Source organism: Microbacterium sp. ET2, from assembly GCF_030347395.1.
Taxonomy (GTDB): domain Bacteria; phylum Actinomycetota; class Actinomycetes; order Actinomycetales; family Microbacteriaceae; genus Microbacterium; species Microbacterium albipurpureum.
The window spans coordinates 1,931,022-1,943,927 of the sequence record NZ_CP128170.1 but is presented as its reverse complement, the minus strand read 5'-3'; the positions used below and the strand labels follow the sequence as shown (position 1 = coordinate 1,943,927).

Sequence of the window (12,906 nt, the reverse complement as noted above, 5' to 3'; positions counted from 1 at the left end):
ACTCGGCTCCGCACAGCGTGAGGTTGTGGATTCAGCTGTCGCCGTACCCGTTTTCCCCCAGCTCGGACAGGATTCGATTGAGATCCTGGATGCTCGCAAAATCGATGCTGATCTGGCCTTTTCTCGCGTTCAACGAAATCTTCACGCGGGTGTTGAGGCGATCTCCGAGCCGTTCCGCGAGCTCGTCGAGGTGGCCGCGTCGTGCGCCGGCCTTCGGGCGTGAGGAGCGGATCAGACCGGCGTCCGTGAGCTTCGCAGCCGATTCCGCGGCCCGCACCGAGAGGTCCTCGTTGACGATCTTGTCGGCCAGACGCTGCATCGCGTCATCGTCAGGGAGGGAGAGGATGGCGCGAGCATGGCCTGCGCTCAGCACACCTGCGGCGACGCGCTGCTGGACCGGTACGGGGAGCTTGAGCAGACGGATGGTGTTGCTGATCTGCGGCCGCGACCGTCCGATACGGGCCGCCAACTCCTCCTGGGTGATGCCGAAGTCCTCGAGAAGCTGCTGGTACGCAGATGCCTCCTCGAGCGGGTTCAGCTGCGATCGGTGAAGGTTTTCCAGGAGGGCATCGCGGAGCAGATGCTCGTCGGACGTGTCACGCACAACAGCGGGGATGGTGGCCAGGCCCGCCTCGCGCGCTGCGCGGGTGCGTCGCTCTCCCATGATGAGTTCGTAGGAGCCGTCGCCGAGGTCGCGGACGACGACCGGCTGCAGGACGCCGAACTCCCGCACGCTGTGTACGAGCTCCGCCAGATCGTCGGCGTCGAAGTGCGTCCGGGGCTGCCGAGGGTTCGGGACGATCGCGTGTGGATCGACCTGCACGAGGCGAGCACCCGGCACGGCCACGAGGTTCGCGGTCTCGTCGTCCGGGGTGGCCGGGGAGCTCCCGTTGCTGTGCGACGAAGCTGCCGTATCGGTGTCCGGCTCAGCTTCCGGCGACGCAACCGGGCGCTCCTCGACGGCGACCGCGCTTCGGGCGAAGAAGACGTCGGCGGGCCGCGCCTCGCTGGGTTCACTGGTGGGGATCAGCGCGCCGATGCCGCGTCCGAGTCCTGTGCGCTTCGCCATCAGGCGTCTCCTTCATGCTGGGTCGTGCTCTCGCGGCGGAGTACCTCCACCGCTGCCTCGCGGTAAGCGACCGCGCCGGCGGACTGGCCGTCGTAGGCGATGACCGTCTGTCCGAAGCTCGGCGCCTCCGACACGCGGACAGAGCGCGGGATCACGGTCTGCAGCACCTCTTTCGGGAAGTGCTGTCGCACCTCTTCGGCCACCTGCTGCGCCAGACGGGTACGCCCGTCGTACATGGTCAGCATGATGGTCGAGAGATGCAGTCGGGGATTGAGGTGCTTCTGGATCATGCGCACCGTGCCGAGCAGCTGGCTCAATCCCTCGAGCGCGTAGTACTCGCACTGGATGGGGATGAGGAGCTCGTGCCCGGCCGCGAACGCATTGATCGTCAGCAGCCCGAGTGAGGGCGGACAGTCGATCAGGACGAAATCGAGGCGCTCGGTGGTCGTAGCGAGGAAATCGTCGACTGCGGTGCGGAGTCTGTGCTCCCGGGCGACCTGGGAAACGAGCTCGATCTCGGCGCCGGCCAGGTGGATCGTGCTGGGTGCGCAGAGGAGATCATCGGATTCCGGACTCGTCTGGATGATGTCGGCGAGCGGGAAATCGTCGATGAGCACGTCGTAGATACTCGGAGTGTCCGCGTCGTGCGGAACTCCGAGCGCTGTCGAGGCGTTGCCCTGAGGATCAAGGTCGATGACAAGCACGCGCGCGCCAAGCGATGCCAAGGCAGCGGCGAGATTCACCGTCGTCGTGGTCTTCCCGACGCCGCCCTTCTGGTTAGCGACGGTGAAGACTCGGGTCTTCCCCGAGAACTGGACGTCCACCCCCTCCAGCCGCCGGCGACGAGCCGACAGATCGGCGAGTTCGCGAGCAAGGGGTGTGTCGTCGAAGGTGACGGATGCTGCGGGCGTCCGGTCTTCGGCGTGTTCCACGTGAAACGCTCCGCTCGCTTCGTTCATCACTCGCTCAACTCTAATCGCCAGCGCTGACATTCCCGGACGCCCCACCGCTGCGCACCCGTCGTGCGCCACCGCATCGGGGCGGCGTTTCACGTGAAACGCGTCGCAGCGTGCTACGCAATCGGCGCTCCGCGGTACCGCGACCTCACCCGCGCCGTGTCGGCAGTCGAGGACGCGGCGCAGCCACCAGATCGAGACCCACGTCTCACGGCAGCAAGCCGCGTGTCGAGATACGCACCCGCACCACTCGATCACCGAAGCCGGGCATTTCATCCCCTGACGAAGGTTGGGCACGACGGAACGTCGATGCATGGAGACCATGCGTTTCACGTGAAACACTTCGGGCGCTTGATACGCGGTCTGCGGCTCTGCTCGCTGCGCCCGCCGCATGTCATACGGTCGAGGACGACGCCGCCCGGCTCGCATGTCGAAGCCGACGTTTCACGTGTAACGCTGCTGCTGCCCACACGTGCTCCGGCGCGGCTTATCCCCAGAGGTCTGACGATCGTCCAAAGCGATCGAGAGGACGGCGCCGCCGCTCTATCGTGACCCGCGTTGACGCGGCTCGTTCCTGCACTTAGGTACCTGCCTCCAGCGTCACCGACCACCGTTGCCTCACGCATAACGCCAGCGGTCGCTCAGGCAGAGCATCTGCTGCGTCATCGCGCATGTTTCACGTGAAACACCAGCGACCTCGGTGTTGCCTGCGACCGGTACCTCCCGCACGCTGGAACTCCCCGCTTGGCCCACGGTGGACGAGCGGGGGTACCGGCCTTTCTTCGACACCCATCCTCCACCTGAAAAGCGCCAACTCGTGATCGCCGACCACGACGCTCATCGGCTACCTGCTCCGAGCGGCGACTCTGGGCCAGTCGGTGAATAGAAGACAGCACAGCACTGTCGCACTGCACGTTTCACGTGAAACATTCCGGTTCTCGGTAGCCACCTGTCCTCGCTCGATAAGTAGGACGCAGACGGGGCTTTCTCGGGTGGTCAGACGAGCGGATCCGCCTCCGTATCGCGACGTGTATTCCGCGAGCCCGGCGCGAGACATCGATGCGCGTCATCGACGCTGTGCCACCTCCGAGACCCAGCAGCGCTTCCCACCCCGGTGGTCGGGTACGCCGCGCCCGCGCTGTGTCGAGACACGGGGCACCGTCGCGGTACTCGGACCTCAGCTCGTACGCACACTTCAGCGGGCATCCCTCCACCGCGACACAGCAGGTCATGCCGCGCTAGTCAAGCGAGATTTGAATGAGTCCGCCGTACACGAGCGTTTCACGTGAAACAGTCCGGCAATCCGTGCACCCCGTTGCTTCTCGATCGCGGAGTCCCGACCCATCCCGCAACACTGCGTGTGTGGGGGGGGCAGCCACCGTATCGAGACCTCAGACCCCGCGAATCACGACAGACCTCGATACACGCGTCGGAGCCGCTCGCTGATCGAAGCTTGCGCTCCCCGACGCGGGGTTTGGGTCACGGTCTGGTCGCCGCACAAAGGACCGGATCTCGCGTTAAGCGCGTCCATGTCGGTCCTCGCGTCGGAACTGCCGAACCACCGGCTTTGCTTACCCGCGGGTGTTCGAGTTATGCGGCGCAGCTGAGGCGTCGAGAGTCTCGTTTCACGTGAAACGCTCGGATCTCTGCATGGGCCCCCTACGTACCTCGATCTGAGCTCTCTGCACACCCGACCGGTGACCGGGTAGGGGACAGGGCCCCTCCCATTTCCGGACCAATCGTGTGGGCGGATCCACGAGCGCCGATGCACCGCAGCGAGAAGGCTCTCGACTCAGCCCGTTTACCGACAAGACGACCGTTTACCAGCGCGAGCCGCTTCGCTCGATCGCATCCCTAACGGAGTTTCTCGCGGCGACGCCCAAGCATCCGTTGCGCTGCGAGAGACGTTGATCCAGGTCTCGCGTGCTGCCGACAGAGGCGGAGGTGTCGGCGAGGATATACATGAGGCCACGCTCGATCATGGCGCCGCCGCGAAGCCGGGTACGCGGCCGAGACGCAATCGTGGAGAACTCGACGGCCACACCGGTCGGGCAGAAGAGAATGCAGCTGGAGAGGTGGTCGATCTCGATACGGTGCTCAGACGTCGCATTACGTGAACATCTGAACCACCGGCGACGCACGCTGTCACCGCGATTCGCGTCTTCGGCGCTCCTCGATCTCGCCGAGGATCGGCATCCGGTGCCGCTCCATCTCCGCGGCTCGGAGCCCGGCGGCCCGCGGCTGGGGCACCCGAATCATCGGGGCACACCGTCGAACCAAGGGCTCCACATAGAAGCGCAGCCTCCCGCGCCACCACTCACCTGAGCGGAGCGCCCAGCGCCCGTACAGCGCCGGGCGAGCGGTGTCCGCCGCTCGTCAACCGCCGCGGTGCGGCTCAGTGGTGCCGTCGTCACCGCCCCGAAACCCCGTCGATACAGGGTCATGTCAAGGTCTCGGCCGGCAACACCAGCCGAACGTCCACACCGACGTGGGTCAGCGGGAGATGCGAGCGCGCAGAGCGCGTGTCGGCTCGGACAGCACGCCCTCGCCCAGGAGTTCGACGTGCGCATCCACGACATGGAACTTCCGTAGCTGCTTCGTCGCCGCCTCGATCTCGGCTTGCGCGTTCCGACCCTTGAGGAAGATCAGCTCGCCACCATCGCGCACCAGCGGAGCAGTCAGAGGCAACAGAGTACGGAGAGCACTTACCGCACGCGCTGTGACGGCGTCGAGAGTCGCACCCTCCGACCACTCTTCCGCGCGCGCACGCACCACGTCGACGTTCGTCAGCCCCAGCTCCTCCACCTGCTCGGACAGCCAGGCCACACGGCGCTCCATCGGCTCGATGAGCACCCACTGGATGTCCGGACGCATGATCGCCAAGACCAATCCGGGAAGACCCGCGCCGGAGCCGACGTCACCGACTCGTCCGGCCGGGAACAACGGTGCGGCGATGGCGCTGTTGAGGACATGGCGCGTCCACAGCCGGGGGAGTTCGAGCGGACCGATCAGGCCCCGCTCCTCGCCGTGCTGCGCCAGCGCCTCGGTGAACCGCCGAGCACGATCGATCTCGCCCCCGAACAGCAACACGGCAGCCGCCGGCTCGGCCTCGACCGTCACCGGGGTTTCACGTGGAACGCTCTCGTCAACCACGTCGGATGACGGTGTGACGATCGGCACCTTCGCCGTACGACTCCGAGACGAGGCCACGCTCGGCGACGATGTCATGGATGAGCTTTCGCTCGTAGCTCGACATGGCTGGGAGAGACGCCTGCGTCGCACCCTCGTCCAGGCGCGCGATCGCCCGGTCCACCAGCTTCTCCAGCTCACGCTGACGCGCGTCCCGGGAACCACCGACGTCGAGGATCACACGCGACAGCCGACCCGTGCGATTCTGCACCGCGATACGCGTCAACTCCTGCAGGGCCTGGACTGTGTCGGGGTCCGAGAGCAGGGAAAGCGATTCCCCATCATCGCCCTCCACTGACACATACGGACGGCCGCCGCGGACATCCAGAGTCAGATCGCCATCGACGTCAGCGATGTCGAGCAGACCCTCGATGAAGTCGGCGGCGATATCGCCCTCCTCCTCGAGCTGCTCGACGGACGGCTCTTCGCGGAGCGGGCGTGCGTCAACGGGCGCGACGTCAGACATGGGATTTCCTTCGCGGGGGAGGGTCGGGGATCAGCTGGCCGCAGGATCGGGCTTCTGCCCCGCCTGCGAGTTGGGGCGCTGCTGCTTCTTGGCTCGCTGCTTGCTCATCGGCTGCTGACGCTTGGGCTGCGTCGCCTTCGCCCGCTCCGCTTCCTCGAGCAGACGCTGCTGCTCGGCCTGGAACTTCTCGATCGGGACGACCTTGCCCGACGAATCGATGGCCTTGCCCTTCCGCGCGAGCCGCTCCTCGCGTGCCTTCGCCGCGTCCGAACCGGGCGTCGGCATCTCACGGATGACGAGGAACTGCTGACCCATGGTCCACAGGTTCGACACGAACCAGTAGATCACCACACCCAGCGGGAAGAAGACGCCGGAGAAGACGAAGGCGAAGGGCAGGACGTAGAGCATGATCTTCTGCATCTGGTACGCCTGGCCGGTCTTGGCCTCGGGGGACAGGTTCTTGGAGATGATCTGCAGCTGGGTGAAGAACTGCGAGACGATCATCAGGACGACGAGTGTCAGCAGGATGACGATCGCCGTGATGTTGTTCGATTCGAACGCGTTGATCAGGGTCTCGTGCAGCGAGGCCACACCGAAGAGCTTGGCGTCGTAGAACTGCTGCGTGAGCTCGGCATTGAGCAGCCCGACGCCGCCGATTCCGGCATCGGCATGACGGGTCACGTCGTTGAGCACGCTGAACAGCGCGAAGAAGATCGGCATCTGCACGAGGAGCGGCAGACAGCTCGAGACAGGCGTCGTGCCGTGCTTCTTGTACAGCGCCATGGTCTCGCGGCTCATGGCCTCGCGAGAGAGTTGGTCGCGCTTGCCGCGATACTTCTCCTGAACTTTTCGCAGTTCAGGAGCAATTTCCATCATCTTCCGCTGGCTCTTGATCTGTCGGACGAACAGCGGGATCAGCGCCGCGCGCACGACGATGACGAGACCGACGATCGACAGCACCCAGGTGATGCCGTCGGCCGGCGGAAGCCCCACCGCGGTGAAGAGGGCGTGCCATGCGACGAGCACGAGCTCGACCACCCATTTCAGGGGCCAGAGGATGATGCCGATGAGATCCATGTGACGGATCAGTCCTTTCCAGGGGTGGCAGCCACGACGAAGCCGTGAGGGGTGATGCCGTGACGGAAGTCGGGACGGAGGGGAACGTCATCGACGCCGCCCTTCGCCCACGGATGACAGCGTGCAAGCCGCGCCGCCGTCATCGCCGTCCCGACGACGGCGCCGTGCTGCTGCACCGCACCGACCGCGTAGGCCGAACAAGACGGGTAGTACTTGCACACATCACCGTACGTGTGGGAGATCGTCGCACGGTAGGCATGGAGAAGACCGAGAAGGGCGTTGCGGGGAAGCAGCGGCACAGAAGAGAGAAGAGCGGATGCGTCGAAGTGCGCCTCGCCACGGGCGTATGCCGGCAAGACGCTCATCACGCGACCTGCCGAGACAGGCACCGGGTGACCTCGGCGCGAAGGTCGGCGAAGGTCGCGGTCGCCGCGCTGGGGAGTGCACGGATCACGATGTCACGCCCCTCGTCGACATCGGGCAACGCCTCTGCGCACACTGCCTTCAGTCGTCGCCGAACGGTGTTGCGCACGACCGCACCCCCGACCTGGCGGCTCACGATGAACCCGAAACGAGGCGCATCGGCGTCGGCGGCACGCATCGAGTACGTGACGGTGTGGGCGCCTGCACAGCGACGCCCCCGGCGGACGACAGCTTTATAGTCCGAACCGCGGGTGAGCCGATGCGACCGCGCGAGCACCGGTCAGATCAAGCGGAGAGCTCGGTGCGCCCCTTGGAGCGGCGAGCCGAGAGGATGGCGCGGCCGGCGCGGGTGCGCATGCGGGCGCGGAAGCCGTGCTTCTTGGCCCGGCGACGGTTGTTGGGCTGGTAGGTGCGCTTGCTCATAGAGATCAACTCCGGATCAGGTGTCACCGGGACGGGGTTCTACCCTTGGAGGACCGGGGACGACGTTACGGGGACTGCCACGAGGGCATAAGTCAACCGACTAAGGCTACGTCGAGATGCCCGAGAACTCAAACCGACCCGCCCTCCGGGCCCCTCGCCGCATTACCAGTGTGACGTACTTCGGCGGTGGCACGACACGCCGCCGGGCCATACAGTGGAGTTTGCTCCCGCGACCCGCGCTGACTAGCGTGGCTCCGGCAGTTATCCACAGGCCCGGCGTGTCGACTCCGCACGGCCTGGGACCGCGAATCTCACCCGGGGGGCACATGGCCGAGCAGGACGCACCAGATGTACCGTTCTGGCCTGCGGTCATGGAGATCCTCGCGTCGGACGAACGCGTCACCCCGCAGCTCCACGGGTTCCTGAACCTCGCCGTGCCACAGGGTGTCATCGGCGGAACGCTGTACCTCGACGTCCCGAACGACCTCACTGCGGCACAGGTGAACAAGCGCATGCGCGCCCCCCTCCTCGAGGCCCTCTCCCGTGTCGACGTCGACGGCAACCCGGCAGCCAGCGCGTTCCGTGTGGTGGTGAACCCCGACCTGGTGGATGTTCCGATGTCGGCGCCTTCCGTCGCGACATCATCCGGCGAGACCAACGGCTCAGCGCCGACGGTCACCGCGACGCTCACGCCGATCCGCTCTCCGCGGGAAGAGCCCGTCGAGCCGGCATCCGGCTCCCGTACCGACACCCGCTTGAACCCCAAGTACACCTTCGACAACTTCGTCATCGGTCAGTCCAACCGCTTCGCCCATGCCGCGGCGGTCGCCGTGGCCGAGGCTCCCGCGAAGGCCTATAACCCGCTGTTCATCTACGGCGACTCCGGGTTGGGGAAGACCCACCTGCTGCATGCCATCGGCGACTATGCCATCAGCCTGTACGCCGGCATCAAGGTCCGATACGTCTCCAGCGAAGAGTTCACGAACGACTTCATCAACTCGATCGCCAACAACCGCGGATCGGCCTTCCAGGCCAGGTATCGCGATGTCGACATCCTGCTGATCGACGACATCCAGTTCCTGCAGGGGCGTGCCGAGACGCAGGAAGCCTTCTTCCACACGTTCAACACCCTCCACGACCACGACAAGCAGGTCGTGATCACGAGCGACGTGCCCCCCAAGCACCTCACCGGCTTCGAAGACCGCATGCGCAGCCGGTTCGAGTGGGGCCTCATCACCGACGTGCAGGCGCCCGACCTCGAAACACGCATCGCCATCCTTCGCAAGAAGGCGCAGTCCGAGCGGCTGCACATTCCCGACGAGGTCCTGGAGTACATCGCCACCGTCGTCTCCAGCAACATCCGCGAGCTCGAGGGCGCCCTCATCCGGGTATCGGCATTCGCGAGTCTGAACCGTTCGAGCTTGGACATGTCTCTCGCTCAGACCGTGCTTCGCGACATCGTCGACCAGGACGACGCGAACATCATCTCGCCGACGGACATCATCACGGCCACCGCGCAGTACTTCAAACTGACCGTCGACGACCTGTACGGCTCGAGCAGATCCCAGGCGGTGGCGACGGCGCGCCAGATCGCGATGTACCTCTGCCGCGAGCGCACGAATCTGTCTCTGCCGAAGATCGGCCAGCTCTTCGGCAATCGCGATCACACGACCGTGATGTACGCCTACAAGAAGATCAGCGACCTCATGAAAGAGCGTCGCTCCATCTACAACCAGGTGACGGAGATCACCACGCAGCTCGGACGCAGCGGGCGCTGACCCGATCGATCCCACTGCCCGCATGCGATGCGGCGTCGTCCGTCGGTGTATGCCGGAATTCGTGCTTGACACGAGCCCGCAGGCGGCGCCATTATCCGTTTCCTCACAGTGTGGAAAACTTGTGGATAACTCCCCAGCCCTGCGGAATCACTGTGCACGCCGGGCATTCACCTGTGGAGAACTGTGGACAACACCGCGTCGGCGCTCCGACTGTTCACGCCCCGTCCGCAGCTGCTCCACATCTCACACGCGTGTAGTTTCCGTGTGCCGAGTGACATCCACCGAGTTCTCCACAGATTCCACAGGTGTTAACAAGATGACGGAAATAGATCTGGAGAAAGCTCATCCGATCACCTCCACAGGATCGGCCGGCACGGAAGACCCGTCCGGATGCCGCTCGATGCGGGCACTAGCATGGGCGAGGCCGACTACTAGCATGAGAAGGCCCAGCCCGACGTCGAGGGAGCACCCGTGAAGTTCCACGTCAATCGCGATGTGTTCAGCGAAGCCGTGTCATTCGTGGTGAAGCTCCTTCCGCAGCGCAATCCGCAGCCGATTCTGGCGGGCGTCCTCATCGAGGCGGGCGAGTCGGGGCTGTCGCTGTCCGCATTCGACTACGAGGCGTCGGCCCGCACGACCATCGAGGCGACGGTCGACGAGCCCGGCACGATCCTGGTACACGGACGGCTGCTGTCCGAGATCGCCAGCCGTCTGCCGAACGCCCCGATCCAGATCGCGGTCGAGGATGACGGCGGGATCCTCCTCACCTGCGGCTCTGCGCGCTTCACCCTGTCGTCGATGCCGGTGCAGGAGTACCCCGCGATCCCCGAGGTCACGGGCGAATCGGGTCTCGTCCCGGCCGAGGATTTCGCGACCGCCATCGCACAGGTGGCCTTCGCGGCATCCCGCGACGACGTCACCCCCGTGCTCACGGGTGTGCAGCTCGAAGTCACGGGCACTCGGCTGAGCCTCGTGGCGACCGACCGGTACCGCGTGGCACTGCGCGAGATTCCGTGGGATGGCGGCTCCGCAGCATCCGATGACACCACCACCGCGCTCGTTCCCGCGCGCACCCTGACCGAAGTCGGGAAGACTTTCGCGCACGGAGGCGACATCTCGATCGCCTTCTCGGGTGCGGGCGACCGGGAGATCATCGCGTTCACCGCCGGCAACAAGACGGTGACCTCGCTGCTGATCAAGGGCAACTTCCCGCCCGTGCGACGGCTGTTCCCCGAGCAGACCGAGCATCACGCCGTGGTCAACACCGCCGAGCTGGCCGAAGCCGTTCGCCGTGTCTCCCTCGTGCTCGACCGCTCCGCTCCGCTGCGGTTCACCTTCACATCCGAAGGGGTGGCCATGGATGCTTCGGGAACCGAGCAGGCCCGCGCCACCGAGTCGGTGGATGCAACCCTGGTCGGCGACGACGTGACGCTGGGCCTGAACCCGCAGTACCTTCTCGAGTCGCTGGGTGCGGTGCGCAGCGAGTTCGCGCGCATCACCTTCACCTCCAGCGAGAACGCCAACAAGCTCAGCCCGGTGCTCATCACCCCTCAGACCTCGGTCGACAAGGGCGGTGCGGAGTCGTTCAAGTATCTGCTGCAGCCCAACCTGCTGCTGCGCTGAGTCGATCGAAGTCCCCGGATCGACGTCGGCGCGTCGAACTAGGCTGTCACGGTGATCGTCGAGCACCTGAGCCTGGCCGACTTCCGCAATTATGCGGCCGTCGACCTGGCTCTGCTCCCCGGTCCCAACGTCTTCGTCGGCAAGAACGGGCAGGGAAAGACGAATCTCGTCGAGGCGATCGCCTTCTTCGCCACTCTGGGGTCGCACCGGGTCTCGAGTGATGCACCCATGGTGCGCGACGGGGCGGAGTATGCGATCGTCCGTGCACGCCTTGCCCACGGCGAGCGTCGGGTGCAGCTCGAAGCGCAGGTCAATCGCCAGGGATCCAACAAGGCGCGGGTCAACGGAACCTCCGTGCGCACGGCCGAATTGCCGCGATACGCGCAGGTGGTGCTGTTCGCACCCGAGGATCTCCAGATCGTTCGCGGCGACCCGTCGGCGCGACGGCGTTTCGCCGATCAGCTGCTGGTGCAGCGGGCCCCGCGCATGGCCGGAGTCCTCGCCGACTACGACCGCGTGCTCAAGCAGCGCACCGCGCTGCTGAAATCAGCGCGCGCCCGGGGGCTCAAGGGTGAGGCGCTCTCCACGCTCGATGTGTGGGACGACAAGCTCGTGACCCTCGGAACCGAGATCGTCCGTGCGCGGATCGCGCTCGCAGCTGATCTCACCCCGCCCGTCGCAACGGCGTACCGCGCGATCGCGGGTGAGGATCACCGTCCCGAGCTCGAGTGGGCGCTGTCGTTCTCACGTGAGTCCGATCCCGATTCCGACGACGACGACGCCGTTGCGGCGGACGAGACGAGGACGGATGCGGCTCCCGCGACCGTCCCCGCCGCCGCCGAGGTGATCGCGCAGTTCCGCACGGCGCTGGCCGCGCGGCGTTCAGCCGAACTCGACCGGGGCGTCACCCTGGTGGGTCCGCATCGAGACGATCTCGTCCTCCGGGTGCGCGGATTGCCCGTGAAGGGCTACGCATCGCACGGCGAATCGTGGTCGGTCGCGTTGTCGCTGCGTCTCGCGTCAGCCGAGCTGTTGCGGGCCGACTCGCAGCTCGGCGACCCGATCGTCATTCTGGACGATGTCTTCGCCGAACTCGACACCGGGCGCCGGGGGCGCCTGGCCGAGCTGACCTCGGGATTCGAGCAGGTGATCGTCACGGCCGCCGTGGGCGCGGATGTGCCCGGCGCGTTACGCGCGCACACGCTGCGGGTCGAGGCCGGGGAGATCCTCGACTCCGACGAGTCCGAGCCGCCGGCGCCGGCGGTCATCGGTGTCGTGCCGGGCGATGAGAGCAACGCGCATGACTGAGGCAGACGCCGACTCGGTCCCCGAGACGATCGCCACCTACCTGCGCCTGCGCGGCCTCGATCCCTCGCCCCGCGCACTGCGTCGTCGCCGTCGCACGCGCGATGTGGATGAGGCGCATCAGCCGTTCGCGCCGGGGCGCGATCCCCACGGCGTAGCCGATGTGCTCGCCGATCTCACCCGACAGGCGGGGTGGGAGCCCCAGCTGTCCCGCGAAGATGTGGTGCGCACGTGGAACGAGGTCGCCGGTGAGAACACGGCGCAGCACACCCGCCCGGTCGCGTTCGACCGAGGCATCCTCACAGTCCAGGCCGACTCGACGGCGTGGGCCAAGCAGCTGCAGCTGATGCGCGCGCACATCCTGTCGGAGATCGTTCGCAGGTATCCCGAAGCGGGCGTGGAGTCCATCCGTTTCATCGGACCAGACGTCCCCTCCTGGAAATGGGGTCCGAGAGCCATTCCAGGGCGCGGTCCGCGCGATACCTACGGTTGAGCCACGTCCGATCCCGTCCGAAGGCATTTCATGCCGCCACAGCGGCGTAGAGGCGTCAAACGAGTCGTCCGCTTGATAGACTGTCAAGGTTCGTGAACCGATGT

At 65.9% G+C, this 12,906-nt stretch carries 12 protein-coding genes; 4 read left to right on the top strand and 8 right to left on the bottom strand.

What is annotated here, in order from left to right:
• Nucleotides 1-31: 31 nt before the first annotated feature.
• From QSU92_RS09350 to rpmH, 8 genes are all read right to left on the bottom strand, one after another.
• A complete protein-coding gene (locus tag QSU92_RS09350; RefSeq protein ID WP_289261133.1) occupies nucleotides 32-1,069 on the bottom strand; it encodes a ParB/RepB/Spo0J family partition protein in 1,038 nt (345 codons plus the stop codon).
• Complete coding sequence (locus QSU92_RS09345; RefSeq protein ID WP_289265867.1) at nucleotides 1,069-2,028, bottom strand: ParA family protein; 960 nt, start codon at nucleotides 2,026-2,028, stop codon at nucleotides 1,069-1,071. The genes QSU92_RS09350 and QSU92_RS09345 overlap by 1 nt, the downstream gene beginning before the upstream one ends.
• Nucleotides 2,029-4,518: 2,490 nt before the next feature.
• A complete protein-coding gene (gene rsmG, locus QSU92_RS09340) occupies nucleotides 4,519-5,205 on the bottom strand; it encodes a 16S rRNA (guanine(527)-N(7))-methyltransferase RsmG (RefSeq protein WP_422880371.1) in 687 nt (228 codons plus the stop codon).
• Nucleotides 5,171-5,680, bottom strand: a complete 510-nt coding sequence (locus tag QSU92_RS09335) for a Jag family protein (RefSeq protein ID WP_289261131.1) — start codon at nucleotides 5,678-5,680, stop codon at nucleotides 5,171-5,173. The genes rsmG and QSU92_RS09335 overlap by 35 nt, the downstream gene beginning before the upstream one ends.
• A 30-nt stretch (nucleotides 5,681-5,710) precedes the next feature.
• Complete coding sequence (gene yidC / locus QSU92_RS09330; protein ID WP_289261130.1) at nucleotides 5,711-6,757, bottom strand: membrane protein insertase YidC; 1,047 nt, start codon at nucleotides 6,755-6,757, stop codon at nucleotides 5,711-5,713.
• A gap of 8 nt (nucleotides 6,758-6,765) precedes the next feature.
• Nucleotides 6,766-7,122 (bottom strand): membrane protein insertion efficiency factor YidD, encoded by a 357-nt coding sequence (yidD, locus tag QSU92_RS09325; RefSeq protein WP_289261129.1) that lies wholly within the window; start codon nucleotides 7,120-7,122, stop codon nucleotides 6,766-6,768.
• Nucleotides 7,122-7,457, bottom strand: a complete 336-nt coding sequence (gene rnpA / locus QSU92_RS09320) for a ribonuclease P protein component (RefSeq protein ID WP_289261128.1) — start codon at nucleotides 7,455-7,457, stop codon at nucleotides 7,122-7,124. The genes yidD and rnpA overlap by 1 nt, the downstream gene beginning before the upstream one ends.
• A gap of 8 nt (nucleotides 7,458-7,465) precedes the next feature.
• The gene (gene rpmH, locus QSU92_RS09315; protein WP_124292004.1) at nucleotides 7,466-7,603 is read right to left on the bottom strand and encodes a 50S ribosomal protein L34; all 138 of its coding nucleotides are present in this window, start codon (nucleotides 7,601-7,603) and stop codon (nucleotides 7,466-7,468) included.
• Nucleotides 7,604-7,929: 326 nt separating this feature from the next.
• On the opposite strand from rpmH, the gene dnaA reads away from it, so the two are divergent.
• The 4 genes from dnaA to QSU92_RS09295 all read left to right on the top strand — a co-directional run bounded on the left by dnaA (nucleotide 7,930) and on the right by QSU92_RS09295 (nucleotide 12,802).
• On the top strand, nucleotides 7,930-9,381 hold the full coding sequence (gene dnaA / locus QSU92_RS09310; RefSeq protein ID WP_289261127.1) for a chromosomal replication initiator protein DnaA: 1,452 nt from the start codon (nucleotides 7,930-7,932) through the stop codon (nucleotides 9,379-9,381).
• 471 nt (nucleotides 9,382-9,852) lie between these two features.
• Nucleotides 9,853-11,004 carry a DNA polymerase III subunit beta gene (gene dnaN, locus QSU92_RS09305; protein ID WP_289261126.1) on the top strand — a complete coding sequence of 384 codons (1,152 nt, stop codon included), beginning with the start codon at nucleotides 9,853-9,855 and terminating at the stop codon, nucleotides 11,002-11,004.
• 51 nt (nucleotides 11,005-11,055) lie between these two features.
• Nucleotides 11,056-12,312: a DNA replication/repair protein RecF gene (recF, locus tag QSU92_RS09300; protein ID WP_289261125.1), complete on the top strand. Its 1,257-nt coding sequence runs from the start codon at nucleotides 11,056-11,058 to the stop codon at nucleotides 12,310-12,312.
• Nucleotides 12,305-12,802, top strand: a complete 498-nt coding sequence (locus QSU92_RS09295) for a DciA family protein (protein WP_289261124.1) — start codon at nucleotides 12,305-12,307, stop codon at nucleotides 12,800-12,802. Before recF ends, QSU92_RS09295 begins: the two co-directional genes overlap by 8 nt.
• The last annotated feature ends 104 nt before the right edge of the window (nucleotides 12,803-12,906 follow it).

What these genes read in the sequence shown, in the direction of transcription:
- dnaA (WP_289261127.1), top strand. Translation starts at nt 7,930, where the DNA reads ATGGCCGAGCAGGACGCACCAGATGTACCGTTCTGGCCTGCGGTCATG.
- QSU92_RS09350 (WP_289261133.1), bottom strand. Translation starts at nt 1,069, where the DNA reads ATGGCGAAGCGCACAGGACTCGGACGCGGCATCGGCGCGCTGATCCCC.
- QSU92_RS09345 (WP_289265867.1), bottom strand. Translation starts at nt 2,028, where the DNA reads ATGAACGAAGCGAGCGGAGCGTTTCACGTGGAACACGCCGAAGACCGG.
- QSU92_RS09295 (WP_289261124.1), top strand. Translation starts at nt 12,305, where the DNA reads ATGACTGAGGCAGACGCCGACTCGGTCCCCGAGACGATCGCCACCTAC.
- rpmH (WP_124292004.1), bottom strand. Translation starts at nt 7,603, where the DNA reads ATGAGCAAGCGCACCTACCAGCCCAACAACCGTCGCCGGGCCAAGAAG.
- yidD (WP_289261129.1), bottom strand. Translation starts at nt 7,122, where the DNA reads ATGAGCGTCTTGCCGGCATACGCCCGTGGCGAGGCGCACTTCGACGCA.
- QSU92_RS09335 (WP_289261131.1), bottom strand. Translation starts at nt 5,680, where the DNA reads ATGTCTGACGTCGCGCCCGTTGACGCACGCCCGCTCCGCGAAGAGCCG.
- yidC (WP_289261130.1), bottom strand. Translation starts at nt 6,757, where the DNA reads ATGGATCTCATCGGCATCATCCTCTGGCCCCTGAAATGGGTGGTCGAG.